14 protein-coding genes are annotated in these 15,726 nt (G+C 35.4%); 9 read left to right on the top strand and 5 right to left on the bottom strand.

Features of this window, described 5'->3' with window-relative positions:
• Positions 1 to 700 precede the first annotated feature (700 nt).
• From BLW28_RS11825 to BLW28_RS11810, 4 genes are all read right to left on the bottom strand, one after another.
• On the bottom strand, positions 701 to 3,163 hold the full coding sequence (locus BLW28_RS11825; RefSeq protein WP_073219676.1) for a T9SS type A sorting domain-containing protein: 2,463 nt from the start codon (positions 3,161 to 3,163) through the stop codon (positions 701 to 703).
• A 1,082-nt stretch (positions 3,164 to 4,245) separates the two neighbouring features.
• Positions 4,246 to 5,067 carry an ImmA/IrrE family metallo-endopeptidase gene (locus tag BLW28_RS11820; RefSeq protein WP_073219679.1) on the bottom strand — a complete coding sequence of 274 codons (822 nt, stop codon included), beginning with the start codon at positions 5,065 to 5,067 and terminating at the stop codon, positions 4,246 to 4,248.
• Positions 5,048 to 5,353, bottom strand: coding sequence for a hypothetical protein (locus tag BLW28_RS11815; protein ID WP_073219682.1), 306 nt, complete (start codon positions 5,351 to 5,353; stop codon positions 5,048 to 5,050). The genes BLW28_RS11820 and BLW28_RS11815 overlap by 20 nt, the downstream gene beginning before the upstream one ends.
• On the bottom strand, positions 5,343 to 5,990 hold the full coding sequence (locus tag BLW28_RS11810) for an RNA polymerase sigma factor (RefSeq protein ID WP_073219685.1): 648 nt from the start codon (positions 5,988 to 5,990) through the stop codon (positions 5,343 to 5,345). The genes BLW28_RS11815 and BLW28_RS11810 overlap by 11 nt, the downstream gene beginning before the upstream one ends.
• 152 nt (positions 5,991 to 6,142) lie before the next feature.
• Between BLW28_RS11810 and BLW28_RS15770 the strand changes: the two genes are divergently transcribed.
• From BLW28_RS15770 to BLW28_RS11790, 5 genes are all read left to right on the top strand, one after another.
• Positions 6,143 to 6,319, top strand: coding sequence for a hypothetical protein (locus BLW28_RS15770; protein ID WP_177165888.1), 177 nt, complete (start codon positions 6,143 to 6,145; stop codon positions 6,317 to 6,319).
• A 61-nt stretch (positions 6,320 to 6,380) separates the two neighbouring features.
• Complete coding sequence (locus tag BLW28_RS15765; RefSeq protein ID WP_159431768.1) at positions 6,381 to 6,536, top strand: hypothetical protein; 156 nt, start codon at positions 6,381 to 6,383, stop codon at positions 6,534 to 6,536.
• Positions 6,537 to 6,595: 59 nt separating this feature from the next.
• Complete coding sequence (locus tag BLW28_RS11800; RefSeq protein WP_073219692.1) at positions 6,596 to 7,342, top strand: SMODS-associated NUDIX domain-containing protein; 747 nt, start codon at positions 6,596 to 6,598, stop codon at positions 7,340 to 7,342.
• A gap of 3 nt (positions 7,343 to 7,345) precedes the next feature.
• Positions 7,346 to 8,518 (top strand): nucleotidyltransferase domain-containing protein, encoded by a 1,173-nt coding sequence (locus BLW28_RS11795; protein WP_073219695.1) that lies wholly within the window; start codon positions 7,346 to 7,348, stop codon positions 8,516 to 8,518.
• Entirely contained in the window at positions 8,487 to 8,927 is a 441-nt protein-coding gene (locus BLW28_RS11790; protein ID WP_073219698.1) for a type II CBASS E2 protein, read from the top strand. Before BLW28_RS11795 ends, BLW28_RS11790 begins: the two co-directional genes overlap by 32 nt.
• Positions 8,928 to 9,006: 79 nt before the next feature.
• On the opposite strand, the gene BLW28_RS11785 is transcribed toward BLW28_RS11790, so the two are convergent.
• Positions 9,007 to 9,246, bottom strand: coding sequence for a helix-turn-helix domain-containing protein (locus BLW28_RS11785; RefSeq protein ID WP_200791524.1), 240 nt, complete (start codon positions 9,244 to 9,246; stop codon positions 9,007 to 9,009).
• Positions 9,247 to 9,630: 384 nt separating this feature from the next.
• On the opposite strand from BLW28_RS11785, the gene BLW28_RS11780 reads away from it, so the two are divergent.
• The 4 genes from BLW28_RS11780 (at position 9,631) to BLW28_RS11765 (ending at position 15,719) form a co-directional block, all read left to right on the top strand.
• Positions 9,631 to 10,188, top strand: a complete 558-nt coding sequence (locus BLW28_RS11780) for an RNA polymerase sigma-70 factor (protein WP_073219701.1) — start codon at positions 9,631 to 9,633, stop codon at positions 10,186 to 10,188.
• A gap of 213 nt (positions 10,189 to 10,401) precedes the next feature.
• On the top strand, positions 10,402 to 10,959 hold the full coding sequence (locus tag BLW28_RS11775) for a four helix bundle suffix domain-containing protein (protein WP_073219703.1): 558 nt from the start codon (positions 10,402 to 10,404) through the stop codon (positions 10,957 to 10,959).
• A 216-nt stretch (positions 10,960 to 11,175) separates the two neighbouring features.
• Positions 11,176 to 12,339: a FecR family protein gene (locus BLW28_RS11770; protein WP_073219706.1), complete on the top strand. Its 1,164-nt coding sequence runs from the start codon at positions 11,176 to 11,178 to the stop codon at positions 12,337 to 12,339.
• An 86-nt stretch (positions 12,340 to 12,425) separates the two neighbouring features.
• Positions 12,426 to 15,719 carry a SusC/RagA family TonB-linked outer membrane protein gene (locus BLW28_RS11765; RefSeq protein ID WP_073219709.1) on the top strand — a complete coding sequence of 1,098 codons (3,294 nt, stop codon included), beginning with the start codon at positions 12,426 to 12,428 and terminating at the stop codon, positions 15,717 to 15,719.
• Positions 15,720 to 15,726: the final 7 nt, after the last annotated feature.

Here is a 15,726-nt window from a genome sequence, read left to right as displayed (position 1 = left end):
GTAAGAATATCTATATCTCCATCATTATCTAGATCGATAGCGAAGATTGAACTTGGTTTATCGGTAGAAAGTGTGTGGTCAATAACTACATGTTCCTCAAATCCTATTTGAGCCTTAACAGTTAGACTTAGTAGCATTAATATTATAATGAGCGGTGTTAATTTCATAACGTAATGGTTACTTTTAAATTATTTTAAAATCTATTTTAAGAGCGTATAGAAAGCTTCCAAAGATAAAAAAAATCTTAAGCTACCCTTTGCGGAAAATCTTAATAGCTTGTATTTTTTATAAGGGAGTATACAAATAAAACTATTTTGTCGATAACAAAAGTCCGCAATCGGCATTACAAATCCATCAATAAGTAGACACCTTTTCCAAAAGCACGCCAGTAATATAATATATGGTAACCTATTTAAAATTATTTGTAACTAAAATATGCTAAAAAGGTTACAGATTATTACAGGTATCTAGTACGTTCTTTTTAATTGTGCCACTAATAAATAGTATAGTAATACACATTTTACTTCAATACATTACACCAGCTTTACACGTTGTAGTCAGAATATGCTTCTTCCGTCTAGCAAGACGACTAATCATTTTTTTAGCTTATGTTTCGATATTATATTATTATAGTTAAGAAAAAGGAATGCCATGAAATCGCCCACTAGTTTTGAATAGGTAAGGGGGGAAGTTGGGAGTTTTATTTTTTAATTATTCGAATTGTTCCTTGGTTTCCCTTATTATCGGTGGTATTTAAAAAATATATTCCCGATTGTAATGATGAAACATCCACAGTATTACTATCATTTTTTGAAAGCACCAATTGTCCTAAGCTATTGTATATTTTTATAATAGCGATGGTAGTTTCCGATTGAATGTTTATAAAATCGTTTGTGGGAATTGGAAATGCGGAAAATTTGAGATTATTGTTTTCATATAACGATAAAATTAGTGAATTTTCAAACCAAACAATTTCATTCTGTAAACGGGAAGCAGCAACTATGTCGTTATCACCATCACCATCCAAATCTGTAATAAAAACACTTACAGGTTCCAAAGATCCAGAAGAAAGAATTATTTCAGAACCAAAATTTCCTTGTCCGTCAAGGTTTTCTTTCCAGCCATATTTTCTTTCGTATTGAGATGCAAAAACAACATCAATATCATTATCGTTATCAAGGTCACCAAGGAATATTGCCGTAGGAGGTGCTTGTGCTACATTAAAGGATGTAGCATCTCCAAAATTTCCATTGCCAAGGTTTTCAACCCATAAAAGGTGTTCATTAGGATTCGTAGAACCAAGGATTATGTCTACATCACCATCGCCATCCATATCAGCAGCTTTTAAGTTGTTAATAGAACCTCCGCCGGTAGAATCGAAAATAAGTTGATGAGGATTAAAGTTCCCCGTACCATCAAGGTTCTCCAACCATATTACTTGACCACTTCTGTTAAATCTCCAACTAATAATGTCCATATCCCCGTCATTATCAAGATCTGCTGGATAGGCTATGGACTCAAAAGAACTATTAATGGGAGATAGTAAATGGACTAGTCCATAATTACCTAGACCGTCCAAGTTTTCAATCCATCCAAAGCTACTTGTAGTGGTAAAAAGTATGTCGTTGTCACTATCACCGTCAAAATCTGCAATTTCTAATGAAGTCAATTGATATAACCCATTTGAAATATCGTTGGCTTCTCCAAAATTTCCATTCCCATCAAGGTTTTCATACCAGATTATTACTTTTGATGAAGAAGAAAACGTCCCGACTATTATATCCAAATCTCCATCTCCGTCAACATCTGTCGCCCTAACAAACTTCGCTCCGCTTGGATAGTCTATCGCTTTTGGTTTTTCGAAATTTCCATGACCATCAAGATTTTCAAACCAAGCTATAATACTGTTTGAATGGACGTATGGGTTGTGCGAAGCCGATATTATGTCCATATCCCCATCACCATCTATATCTGCAGCAATAATATTTTCTAGATTGTCAATATCTTCATGTATAATATTCTGGGCTCCAAAATTTCCCAGGCCATCTGTGTTTTTATACCAGGTTATTTTAGCATCCTTTAACGATACGCATAGTACATCCAAATACCCATCATTATCTACATCGCTAATTGAAGTTGAGAAAGGCATATTAACCTTATTCGAAATGATTTGTTCAGCAGAAAAAGTGCCTAGTCCATCAAGATTTTCATAAAATGCAATAGTATTACCAACCATATCTGCAACAAAAACATCCATATCCCCGTCGTTGTCAATATCTGCTACATTTAAGCCAAGAGCGCCTTCTACATTGGTATCTATTGTTTGTAAAGCCCCAAAGTTTCCGTTGCCGTCAATATTTTCTTGCCAACCAACTGTCCTCGAAAAGCCTGATGTTGAAACTATATCCAGATCTCCATCATTATCCAGATCGGCAGCATATACAGAAGTTGGTTCATTCCGATCTGCATGAATGATTTTTTGGGGGCCAAAGTTTCCATTTCCATTCAAGTTTTCATACCAAATCACCTTATTTTCGTAAAAGGAAGTTAAAAGTATGTCAACATCGCCGTCTCCATCCAAATCGGCTGTTTTTAATGATCTTACATTTGGAACATCAATATCGATAATCCGTGTATTGCTGAAATTTCCTAGGCCATCGAGGTTTTCCAACCAGCCTATTTTTTCTTCAAATGAGTAAGATACAAGGATGTCCATATCTCCATCAGCATCAATATCGGATGCAAAAATAAAAGCGCTAAAGTTTGCTATTACTTGCTCTGGTCCAAAATTTCCCAAGCCGTCAAGATTCTCATACCACATAATTTTATCCATAAAAATGGAACTAGCTATGGCGTCCAAATCTCCGTCTCCATCTAAATCTACAAGGAATGGTGAAGCAACAGAATCTCCAATTGGGTAATTGGCGATAAGTTTTCTTTTGCCATACGTACCTAGGCCGTCAATGTTTTCAAACCAAACTACATTTCTGCCACCTGCAGCCATAATGTCCATATCACCATCGTTGTCAATGTCACCAAAAAACGCATCTTTTGGATTAATAACATAGCTGTCATCAACGATTATATTCTTTTCAAAGCTTATTTGTGCGAAAGATGAAACGGTAATCAAGAAGGTCGTTATTACAAGGAGAAGATTATTCATTAGTTGAAAATTTTAGATTTAAATAGAATTTATAATTGGATATGTCCGACTAAGTTTTAACAATGTTCTGATAGTTATCGGGACTGAAAGACGTAACCCACTCACCCTGGCAAGCCCGAGATCACGAATTTTATTTTACGTGAGTTATAGAATTTTCTCTTCATTAAAACGTATTTGCATATCCGCTTTTAGTCATAACAATTAAAAATCGATAATGCAATGCCGATTTTTTGTTTGCCCCGCCCTCGTATGTTTGAATTTATTTCTAGAGCAATGTAAATTTACATTAATTATTAATAAATAGGATTTCGATGGGAGTCAGTTCTGACCCTAAAGAGACAAAAAATCTCAATTTATTTATTTATCCGTTTAGATAAAAACCACCCTTTAGGGTTGGGGCAAAGTTTGTTCGGAATTTAATTATCTGTTTTTAATTTTATCGGATTAATTTCGGATATGCAATAGTTTCTTTATGGTTTTTGATGTTCATATTGTTTTCGAAATTGGGTTAACTTAGAAAATTAGCCTTCTATTAGCGAAGCAAAATAGTAAGGGTGCTTTTAATCGGGGAGTTTACCAAACATAGTAATTTTCTTATGATTAATAAAAAGAAAAAGCGCCGGCCTTATAAATTAGAAGCAAATCAATGATTAGTTAAGTATACCCTACTAAATTAAACTTCCCAACTACCTTCTCGGTGGTCGCAAATCAAAACTACCTTCTCCGGTTTATAAGCCGTATCCCATTGTCCCCAATATCTCCATTGTCCCCACCGTCCCCCCAAAAAAAACATCAACCCCATGCTACATTAAACCTTCCAACTATCTCATCTGTGGCGGTAAATCAAAACAGCCTTTTCCGGTTTATTAGCCGTATCCCATTGTCCCCAATATCTCCATTGTCCCCACCGTCCCCAAAACAAACATCAAAGCCATTCAACCCCCGCCATCGAAACAAATCAAACCTGCCTTTTATGGTTGCCAGGCTTAACCCTGGTGCCAAGAATCATAAATCACTAGTTCAAAACGAAATAACAATTTTTTAAAAAATATCACACTATTATAAAGCAAGTATAAGCTGTATTAATCCTCCCACAAAATACTTATAACAGTGTTATCATAACCATAAATACATTGCTCATAAAATTTTCTGTCATAATCATCTTGAAATTTTACTTTGAACCAATCATCCGCATAAACAGTTTCAGAAGAATCATATTTTGTTCCATTTAAAAAATATTCGCCAACAGCGGTATCAACTGGCACTTTTTCTTTACCGTGTTTTAAAGTCCAAAAAGGAAAATCAGAAGTACTCCAATACCATTTAACTCGATTGTTTTGAGAACAAACTACCATTATTGGATGGCATCCTATAATAGCAAACCTTATTGCAGTAGCTGTTAAGCTAACTTGATGCAATTTGGATAGTTCTTGAATAATTCTAAATGAAAAAGATTTTTTAAAGCAATATTCTTGAACCCATTTTTTTGGAATTAATAAGCATGAAGCGAAGTAATCTGCTTCACGTTCCATTTTTATATCAGAAACAAACCCTGTGAAAGATGGATGACTGTTTATAAGTCCTTTTGATAATGCGTTTCTATGTCTATCAATAAAATAATGCCCTAATTCATGAGCAAACGTAAATCTTGCTCTTTCAGTATAAGCGTGTTGTAATCTGTCAATGTTTATATAAATATGAAAACTTCCATATTCGTGTTCAAGTAAACCATCGTAAGATTCCTCATAATTACCATAACAAAAAGAGATGTTTTCTTTTTCTGCTATTAACTCAACATCAACAGGACCTTTTTGAAAATAACTTAAAGATATATATTCTGCAAGATTTTCAATTTCCTCTTTTTCAAAATCACTTAAAAATGAATTACTTTTTTTTACTTGCATTTTTATCCTCTAACATTTTTTTACTGACTTTTTCTGAAATTTCTTTACCTTCTCTTGCAGCTCTTGATAAGTTTTGAATTTCGTCAGATGAAACAGCATCGTTCTCTAAATTGAAGTTAGTAAGTTTTAAATACCCTCTTTTTAATATGTCAGATGGATTGTCCCAATCTAAAGGTGTTTCATTTAAGATATTTTCAGAATTTTCAAATTCTTCAATTTCTTCATCATTTGAAGGAAACAGTAAACCTTTAGACTTAAATAAATCAATTAACTTTTTATTTGACATTTTTTAAAGGTTTTAATTGTGAATGTTGTGCAAAAAATTCAATAATTTTTTTCTCACTTCTTTCTTTAATTTTTCTAATGTTTAATTTTGTTGTATTGTGCAATTTGCATAAATCATTTAAGACATTTGTTGGAGTTTTTCTGCCTTCTTCATAATAATTATATAAAGTAAACATTATAGCTTTATCTCGTTCACTTAATGAATTTAAAGCATCAATCATTAATTTTTTATTGACACTATCTGCTAATTCTTCATTAATATCTTCGCTTTCAATAACTGGTTCATCACTTATTACTTCCAGCAACTTTTCCTTGTTATAATATTCTTTAATAAGTTTTTTTATTTCGTTACTGGCGACAACAGATAACCAGGCTTTAAAGCAATTATCATTTTTTGCATTTTTTGGTATTTCAAACGATAATGGGTTTTCATATAACTTGATGAAAACATTGTTGATTGTTGCTTCATAAAGTTGTTGATTGTAAATCCCCATTTTCTTCAAGTTACTTTTTACGATAGCCGAAAGCAACTTACTGTAGGCTCTATATATAGTATTAAAAGCATCTAATGAAGATTTTTCATCATCTTCTTTGTATGATATAGTTAATAACACTTCTTCTAATTCATCTAATTGCATCTTTCACTAATCTAAATAAAAATCCGTGACAATTTAAGAAAAAATAATGATGTCACGCTTTTTCATTTATACTTATGAAGTGTATTTCATTTCCGTCAAATCTTTTATGTCGAGAAGTTAAAAGAATATTGTTGAATATAAATTATATAAAGATGGCGACAAATCCACCAAAGGATAATTCCAGAAAGGGTGCTGTTAGAGATCGTTCACAGACTTATAACCCAAAAACAGATTCTTGGGTAAAACGTGATTCAGACACGGGTAGGTTTATGGATGTAAAGACTTCTGACAACAAACCATTCAAAGGAGTTAGAAAAGAAAAGAAATAACACTATTACGTGTTCGGCAAAGTTTTTCTGCTGGTAGTGAAAAGCAAACAAAATTAATTTTATGAGTAAAATTAATTTATCAAAAGATAATATAAGTTTTTGCTATAAAAACAACTGTGTAGATGCTAATGGAGATTTAGCAAAAGTTTTGACTTATAGTCTTGCCTTTTTAGTTGTTATTGGTAGTATAGCTTCTATTATCGAATCTTCAAAATAGGAGAATAATGTTGGTAGTCTCAGAAATGGGACTGCCATTTTTTAAGAAAAATAAAATATATGATAGAATCATTACTTAAAACAATTTTTACAAAATCCGTAGTTAAACTATGGGAAAATAAAGACATGTTAAGTCTTTATTTAAAAACTTTATTCGGAAAGTATAGAAGTAAAGATATAAGATTCTCAATCAGTTATCTTTTTAAAATTCAAATACCTGACACAGACAATTACCTACTTGTTCTTAACAGAAGAATAGAAAATCAACTACAACCAGTTGGTGGTGTTTATAAACGCTATGGAGATGATAAACTATTTAATGATTGGGGATTTTCGCCTGATAATAGAAAAAATGGATTAGATGTAGATTCAGAAAGTAATGGAGATTTGCGATTTAAAGTTACTGGTAAAAATGTTGTCAAAGTCATAAAATGGTTTGATGAAGGAAAAGAAAGAGAAGTTAGTGGCGAAAGAGAATTTAATGAAGAACTAATTAACACTTCAATTTTAGATAGTAAAGTATTCAGCCAAATAAAATATAAACACATTAGAAGGTTTTCAAAACACTTAAAATGGAGTGAGTTTTTTAGCTGTTTTGAAATTCTTGTTTATGATGTTTTTGAATTACTACCAAATGAAAAACAGAAAGAAGCACTTAAAGCTTTAAACCAGAATAAGACCAAACTGAAAAAGGGTTATGCAATAGTAAGTTCTGATGATATTAGACAATTACGATTTATGAAAAATGGAAAACAAATTGCTCGTATTGGAGCGCAAACAAAATTACTAATCAATCAAAAATTTTAAAAAATGATAGACATATTTAAAGATTACAGACTACAACGAGAAGAGCTTTTAGCAAGAATAGCGCAAGAACTTCAATTAGATAAAACAAGGCTTGAAAGAATGGAAAGTGCATATCATTCGGTAGCCGAAGCATTAAAAAAAGATGATGATTTTTTTGCCCCATTAGAAATTGAAATTTATGCACAAGGTTCAAAAAGAATAGGCACTACTGTTAAGCCAATAAATGATGAAGATTTTGATTTAGATACTGTTCTTCACATATATGATTTGTATTATAATTATTCGCCAGAGCAAGTATATAATGCCTTGATAAAAGCATTAGAAAAAGATACATATTATAAATCCATAATGGAAAAAAAACCAAGATGTGTAAGGCTTAATTATAAAAGCGATTTTCACATGGACATTTTACCAGCATGTATGCCTGATAGTATGGATAAAGAAAAAATTAAAATACCTGAAAAAGCATTAAGAAATTGGTCTTCTGGAAACCCTAAAGGATTTGCAAATTGGTTTCTTAATATCGCTAATTCTGTTGATACTTCTTTATTAAGAATGTATTCCAAAGTGTTATTGGAAGCTAAAGTAGAAACAGAACCATTACCTGAAGAATTTTATATAAAAACACCACTCCAAAGAGCAGTACAGCTTATTAAAAGATATAGAGATATTTATTTTAAAAACAAAGATTATCGAGTTTCAAGTATTGTAATTACCACTCTTGTAGCAAAGCTATATGATGGCGAAGATTCAATTTTTGATGCAATAGATAATGTAACCCAAAAAATTAAAGATAGTTACTTAGACTCAATTAAAACAGGGTGTAAATTTAAAGTTTTAAATCCTGTAAACATTGAAGAAGATTTTACGGATTCATGGACTCAAAATCATTATAATAGCTTTTATAATTTCATTTCTGATTTTCATAAAAAATGGCAAAGTCTTAAAAACTCATTTGAAACAAGTAATACAGACTATATAGAATTATTTGGCGAAGGAATTTATAAAAAATCACTTACTGAACAAATTAAAATGTTTTCAAAAAATTCAGACGATGATTTTACACGTTCAAGTGGTTTAATTATTGGGAATAATGCTATGACAGATTCTAAAGGAAATATCAATATAAACAAAGGAATAAAGAATGAACCTCATCACAGCTTTGGAGGCAAGTAGAATATCTGATATTAAGAAAAATTGGTGTGTATTTTTAAATACTGAAAAAGCACTTGTGGAAAATTATTTTGAATGGCTTGATTTAAAAATACATCATCCAAATAAGGCACTATTCGGAAAAGGAACTTTAAATTTTAAAAACAAAAGTTATGATATAGAACTTTACTATTCACCATTTTTAAACTACCGATATGATAGAATTTACATAAAAGACAAATCAATTAAATACAATGATGATATTCATTTATACAAGGACTTGTCGTTATGTTTATATCATCCAATCATTGACAAACCTCTATTTCGAGGAATACCATTATATAAAATGATTCCATGGATTACTGAATGGATCGTGCACTATCAAGGGTATAAAAAATATGGAGTTTGGTTAGGGAGAGAAATTAAACACTAAATAAAATTATGACTCTAATTTATCTAAAAGAGGTAAATATTAAGTTGGTACTGTTCGTTAATAATAAAAATCGCAATTCTTACTTTATAGGACACTCAGGCCAAAAATCCTTAGGTGAACAATCTAAAACTTTAGCTATTTCATTCAAGTGATTAATATTGTATTTAGCTTTTTTGGAAGGAGCTTCTCTATCACCAATAAAACCTACACCTTTATTCAGTGCAAGAGATAATTTTTCTTGACTTAATCCTTTAGCAATTCGAACTTCTTTTACCCTTTGAATAACAAAAAGTTCGATACCCGTCAAATTTGTAGCCATAGAATACAAATAGCTTCAAAATCTTAGATATTTTCAACGGACTATAGTCCATATTTAAATATTTTTATTATTTTTGTTGATGTTATATATTTGCGATTCTTCTAAGAGCAAAAAACTAGAAGCATTCGCTTTGAATCTCGAACTGAAAACTGGCGTTTTTAAAACCACGAGAGGATAAGTAGAAGGCTCACGTCCCGGGCGTGGGCTCTCTTATCGTGGTAAGGTATGCCAGTACCCCAGTTCGGTAAGTTGAGTTCCGAGCCTACTTTTTTCTGCGGTTTTAAAGCAGATAGTTATTCCGTGTAGCTCGATTCAGTGGCCTTTTTATAAGGTAAAAACGGTGCCAATAGCGCTGGGAAAAAATTCCCTTTAAACCGCAATGCTATGCCTAGGTATTTATCACATCCAAAGGATTTGGAGGGGTACAAGTCGCTTTTTAAGACCCTCTATCCGCCCTTGTGCCTATTTGCCAATAAATACCTTGATGATATGGATACTTCCAAAGACATCGTTCAGGAGGTTTTTATAAAAATATGGGAGAAGCAACCAGTATTTACAAACTACAACACTACCAAAGCCTACTTTTATACCGCTGTCAAAAACCACTGCCTCAACTACTTAAAAAGCAAACACCATAAAACAATCACCAATGCTGCTCCCTTAGACAATGAACTCCAACAGTCGGAGGATTATTTTTTCGCTGAACTGGTTTCGGCAGAAACCCATGCCCAACTCTATAGAGCCATAGACACCCTACCAAAAAAAGCAGCCAAAGTAATTTCCCTTTCACTAAACAACTATACCAATAACGAAATCGCCGAAGAACTCAACATCACCCCCAGCACGGTTAGAACCCAAAAAAGCCTAGCCTATCAAAAACTTAAAGGCCTATTGACTCCTTTAAAATATTTGTTCTCAATTTTCCTATTTACTTTTAAGTAACATAGAGCCGCCGTCCTCACCGTAGGCACCCCGATGGACAAAGCCCACAGCATCCCAAAGTCCCCACCGTCTCCACCGTCCCCCAATACCACCCTCCCCAACAATTTAAATACCACCCTCCCTTTAACACACCCTCCCCAAAACCACCCAATCTCCCAATTCAAAAATTTTCCTTAATTTTAACCAACCCTCCCTCAATCAAAATGGTACGTCATGTCCAAAAGCGAAAACATCCTTCCTCCACACGGTGGCTACAGATCTCTCCTTACCTTTCAAAAGGCAGAGATCATTTATGATGGTACGGTCTTTTTCTGTAGGCAGCATCTTCCAAGGTTCGATAGAACCATAGACCAAATGGTCCAAGCCGCCCGCTCTGGGAAACAAAATATCGCCGAAGCAAGTATGGCATCGGGCACCTCAAAAGAAATGGAAATAAAACTTACAAACGTCGCTCGGGCAAGCTTGGAGGAACTTGTCCTCGATTATGAAGATTTTATGCGCACCCACAATATTCCAACCTGGGAAAGAACCCATCCATATTCAAAACGCTTCGACCAACTAAACCGCACCTCAAATGCCAATTACCAAACCTTCAAAAAAGCAATAGAAAATCAGGAGCTCCAAATAGTCACAAACGTCCTTAGAAGTTTAATAAACGTCACCACTTATTTATTGAAAAAGCAAATAGCAACTCTCGAAAAACAATTCATCAAAGATGGCGGCTTCAAAGAAAAAATGTACAAAGCCAGAATAAATTACAAAAAGCCATAAACTACAGTTACTATTCCGCCAGCCACAAAAATCATAAGTCCTGCTACAGGCATCCCCGTGAGACAATGTTCCCACCGTCCCATCGTCTCCAAAGTCCCCACCGTCCCCAAAATTTATATATCCTAAGTATCCTTTAAATTATTTTATTTCACTTTTCCCTAAAATCTTTTAGACACTTTCCAATTTCCGTTGTTATAGAGGTACAAAGAAAACACAATGACTATTCACGACCGTCTATTTGCCCTGGCAAACAAATTGGCCAAAAGCCTTTCCAAAGGAGAAAAAATTGCTGCCCTTAATGAGGCTGAATTCCTTAGTAAGGAAACCAAAAACCGTATTGAAAAAAATCTCTCTGAGGAAAATATTCAGAAACAACAACTCAAACTAGCGGAAATTGATATTGACAACGACTGGGAAAAAGTAGCCAACAGATTACAAAAACCCACAAGAAAACCCACTAAAAACCTAATCTCAAAGTTATATAAAGCGGCCGCCATAGCCTTATTGTTATTTTCCTTCTCATATTTCACCTACAACCACATTCAAAAATCTGGACAAGGAGCTTCAGTGCAGGTAGCCATTGAACCAGGAACAGATAAGGCTATCTTAACTCTAGAAGACGGTACTCAAGTAGCATTAAGTCCTGAGACTCCTTTCAAAAACAAGATCGCCCAAACCAAAGGCGATAGACTGGAATACAAACAGGTCAATAATCAGCTACATACTGTATTTAATTATTTGGCGGTGCCTAGAGGTGGCCAATATCAACTAACCCTTGCCGATGGCACCAAAATATGGTTGAATGCCGAAACAAAGATAAAATACCCAGTGGCTTTCCAGCCGGGAAAAATCCGGACTGTGGAACTATTATATGGTGAAGTTTATTTGGATGTTTCACCTAGCACCAAGCATCAAGGAGATGCCTTTAAAATTATTGCACAAGAACAGGAGGTGGAAGTAATTGGTACGGAATTCAACCTTAAGGCTTATGGAGAAGAAGCAAAAATATACACCACCTTGGTAGAGGGAAAGGTACAGATTATTGCAAATGACAAACAAGCTTATCTCAATCCTAGTGAGCAATCCATCTTGGACTTAAACTCAGGCCAATTGTCAAAAGATCAGGTGGATGTAAATTACGACACGGCCTGGATTAGGGGCTATTTTTATTTTAAGGATAAGCCACTTAAAGAGATTATGCAAGTCTTGGCCAGATGGTATGATGTACAGATTTCCTTCGACTCCTCCGAGTTGGAAAAGGTAAAATTCAGCGGCCTATTAAGCAAAAAGCAAACAATTGAAGCAATATTGAACGGAATCAAAAACACTAACAGTATAAACGCCTATGACATAAAAAACAACACAGTGATTATAAGATAAAAAAAAGGGAGAAGAGCCACTACCTGGAAAGTAAAAAACTCAACTCCCATAATAATTGGAATATTAACCAATCAATTCACAAATTTATGGAAATTAAATTAATAAAGGTGCTTGAAATTCAAGCAAACCATCTCTCGAAAATTATCGCGAGAACCATACTACTTTTAAGTTGTACGACCATTTTCGGCTTCTCGCCAAATCCTTTGATCCATCAAAGCCCAAAGATCACAATTGAACACGACAGGAAAGTTACCATCTTTGAAGTCCTTGAAATAATTGGCAAACAAACAGAATGTACCTTCATCTACCAATCCAATATCTTTAAGGATTTGCCCAAAATAGAACTCAAAAAAGGCACCATCGAGGTAAATGAGCTATTAAAACAATGCCTTCCCCCGGCAGATTTTAATATTATCACAACAAAAGATAATTACATTACCATTACCCGCCGAATTAACAAAGCCTTTCCACAGGGTAACATAAAGGGAGTTGTAAAAGACTCCCTGGGTATGGAAATGGCAGGCGTAAACATTGTAATAAAAAATACCTCCAAGGGAACCCAGAGCAATTTGGATGGCGAATACACTATTATAGCGCATCCTTCAGATACTTTGGTTTTTACCTATATGGGCTACAAAACCCAAGAAATAGCTGTAGGAAATCGTACCATCATAAATGTTGTAATGCTAGCAGATGCCACTGCATTAGACGCCGTGGTTATTAACGCAGGCTACTACAAAGTATCCGATAAAGAGAAAACGGGGAGTATTGCTCGCCTTACCGCTACCGAGATTGAAAACCAGCCTGTCAACAACCCCCTTGCCACTATGCAGGGCAGAATGGCAGGCGTGAATATTGTTCAGAATACTGGCGTGCCCGGCGGTGGGTTTTCGGTGCGTATCCGTGGGCGCAATAGCATCCGCGCCGATGGTAGCGAACCATTGTATATTGTAGACGGAGTGCCTTATCCATCGCAGTCTTTGGGAGATTACAACCTTTCCCCTGTGCTTGGAGGGGCGCAGAGTGCCCTTAATGGTATTGACCCAAACAGCATCGAAAGCATCGAAATTTTAAAAGATGCCGACGCCACAGCAATTTACGGCTCTAGGGGCGCAAATGGGGTAGTGCTAATAACTACTAAAAAAGGCAAGACCGGAAAGACTACATTTAAGGTCGGGAGTAGTGCTGGAGTGGGAACCATAACGAGACGTATGGATTTGCTCAATACCGAGCAATATCTAGCAATGCGTCGCGAGGGCTTTGCTAATGACGGCATTACAGAATATCCATTTAATGCTTATGATGTTAATGGCACTTGGAGCCCCGACCGCTATACCGATTGGCAGGAGGAACTCATTGGAGGAACGGCATACTACCACACTGCAAACGCTTCCATAAACGGTGGCAGCGAGTTTACGCAATTTTTAATTAATGGAAATTATAGGGAAGAGTCTACCGTACTTCCTGATGATTCTAAATATAAAAAGGGTGGTATATTAGTAAACCTAAACCATACAGCACCTAACGATAAATTAGACATCCAATTTAGCGGCAACTATGTGTTCGACGCTAACGACCTACCACCCTCCAATCTTGTTCGAGAAGCCTTAACAATGTCGCCAAACGCACCCGCCTTATATACGGAAGAAGGGGAATTGAATTGGGAAAACGGCACGTTCAGAAATCCATTGGCGGCCTGGAATGGAGAATATCTATCGGTAACCAATACACTTACCGCCAATACTGTTTTGACCTATAGACCTATCAAAAATCTCTGGCTAAAAGCAAATCTTGGATATGTTGCCACAACACTTGAAGAAACCAGAACTGCACCACACACTATGTATGACCCCGCTTTTGGACTCGATAGTAGCTTTTCGTCTATTACCCTAAACAATGGTTCCAGAAGTTCCTGGATTGTAGAGCCGCAGTTGGGATATAACATTGAACTAGGAAAAGGAAAAATAGAAGTTCTGTTGGGAAGTACCTTACAAAAGGAAAAAACTTCCCGACTGCTACAATTTGCAAGTGACTTTCCCAGCAACAGTTTAATTTATAATCCCGCCGCCGCAGCCAACCTGTCCATATCGAGTAATAGTGATGAGGTGTATAAATATCAGGCGGTATTTGGCCGTCTCAATCTCAATTGGGACCATAAATACATCGTCAATTTCACGGCAAGACGTGATGGATCTAGCCGTTTTGGTCCTGCCAATCAATATGCCAATTTTGGTGCGGTAGGAGCAGCTTGGATTTTTTCGGAAGAATCCTTATTAAAAAACAACCTTGCCTTTTTAAGCCTTGGAAAACTCCGAAGCAGCTATGGCTCCTCTGGGAACGACCAAATAGGCAACTATCGATTTCTCGATACCTATGCACCGAGCGGCCTAACCTATCAGGGCATACAGGGATTACAGCCAGTACAACTATATAATCCAGATTATGGCTGGGAGATTAATAAAAAACTAGAAGCTGCTTTAGATTTATCTTTTTTAAAGGATAGGGTTGCACTTTCCACCGCCTACTACAGAAACCGATCCTCCAACCAATTGGTGGGCATTCCCTTGCCAGGCACTACAGGTTTTCCGAGCTTAAACGCAAACTTAGATGCTACGGTACAAAATTCAGGATGGGAAATTGAACTTTCTACAATCAATTTTAATAAGGAGAAATTCCGTTGGGAAACCTCCATCAATATTAGCTACCCGAAAAACAAATTAGTCTCTTTCCCAGAACTGGAGGCTTCTACTTATTCAAATATGTATGTTGTAGGTGAACCCTTAGATATCATTTTGCTTTACAATGCCACAGGAGTTGACCCAGAAACGGGAAGCTACACCTTTCAGGATGTTGATGGCGATGGAATCATTTCTACACCAAACGACCTTAAATCAATTGTGAATATAAGCCCCCAATACTTTGGAGGGTTACATAACTCGTTGTCATATGCGAATTTCAATTTGGATTTTCTCTTCCAGTTCGTAAAACAAAAAGGGAGAAGTTATCAGGCAATTTTTTCAATGCCCGGACAAATGGAAAATCAGCCCATTGAAGTATTGAACCACTGGGAACAGCCTGGAGATCAATCGGAACAACAATTGTATTCAGCTGGATTTAACAATGTAGTTTATACCGCTTATAATAATTTTTATAACAGTACGGGCAGCGTAGGCGACGCTTCCTATATCCGCCTAAAAAATATTGCGCTTTCCTATGCCATCCCTCAAAAGTGGACAAAGGGAATGGGTTGTAAACTATTTGTTCAAGGTCAAAATCTATTGACATTCACAAATTACAAAGGGCTCGACCCAGAGACCCAAGCCACTAATAATCTACCTCCCCTTAAGGTCTTAAACGCTGGGGTAGAATTAACTTTTTAATAATTTA

It is taken from the genome of Aequorivita viscosa, from assembly GCF_900106795.1.
In the GTDB taxonomy this organism is placed as follows: domain Bacteria; phylum Bacteroidota; class Bacteroidia; order Flavobacteriales; family Flavobacteriaceae; genus Aequorivita; species Aequorivita viscosa.
Note: the sequence above shows the minus strand (reverse complement) of the source record. Positions and strands in the feature narration are given on the sequence as shown.

Excerpts from the sequence above, each read along its gene's own strand:
- BLW28_RS11790 (WP_073219698.1), top strand. The coding sequence starts at position 8,487 with ATGAACCTCATCACAGCTTTGGAGGCAAGTAGAATATCTGATATTAAG.
- BLW28_RS11825 (WP_073219676.1), bottom strand. The coding sequence starts at position 3,163 with ATGAATAATCTTCTCCTTGTAATAACGACCTTCTTGATTACCGTTTCA.
- BLW28_RS11815 (WP_073219682.1), bottom strand. The coding sequence starts at position 5,353 with ATGTCAAATAAAAAGTTAATTGATTTATTTAAGTCTAAAGGTTTACTG.
- BLW28_RS11785 (WP_200791524.1), bottom strand. The coding sequence starts at position 9,246 with ATGGCTACAAATTTGACGGGTATCGAACTTTTTGTTATTCAAAGGGTA.
- BLW28_RS11775 (WP_073219703.1), top strand. The coding sequence starts at position 10,402 with ATGTCCAAAAGCGAAAACATCCTTCCTCCACACGGTGGCTACAGATCT.
- BLW28_RS11770 (WP_073219706.1), top strand. The coding sequence starts at position 11,176 with ATGACTATTCACGACCGTCTATTTGCCCTGGCAAACAAATTGGCCAAA.
- BLW28_RS11800 (WP_073219692.1), top strand. The coding sequence starts at position 6,596 with ATGATAGAATCATTACTTAAAACAATTTTTACAAAATCCGTAGTTAAA.
- BLW28_RS15770 (WP_177165888.1), top strand. The coding sequence starts at position 6,143 with ATGGCGACAAATCCACCAAAGGATAATTCCAGAAAGGGTGCTGTTAGA.
- BLW28_RS15765 (WP_159431768.1), top strand. The coding sequence starts at position 6,381 with ATGAGTAAAATTAATTTATCAAAAGATAATATAAGTTTTTGCTATAAA.
- BLW28_RS11765 (WP_073219709.1), top strand. The coding sequence starts at position 12,426 with ATGGAAATTAAATTAATAAAGGTGCTTGAAATTCAAGCAAACCATCTC.
- BLW28_RS11780 (WP_073219701.1), top strand. The coding sequence starts at position 9,631 with ATGCCTAGGTATTTATCACATCCAAAGGATTTGGAGGGGTACAAGTCG.
- BLW28_RS11795 (WP_073219695.1), top strand. The coding sequence starts at position 7,346 with ATGATAGACATATTTAAAGATTACAGACTACAACGAGAAGAGCTTTTA.
- BLW28_RS11810 (WP_073219685.1), bottom strand. The coding sequence starts at position 5,990 with ATGCAATTAGATGAATTAGAAGAAGTGTTATTAACTATATCATACAAA.
- BLW28_RS11820 (WP_073219679.1), bottom strand. The coding sequence starts at position 5,067 with ATGCAAGTAAAAAAAAGTAATTCATTTTTAAGTGATTTTGAAAAAGAG.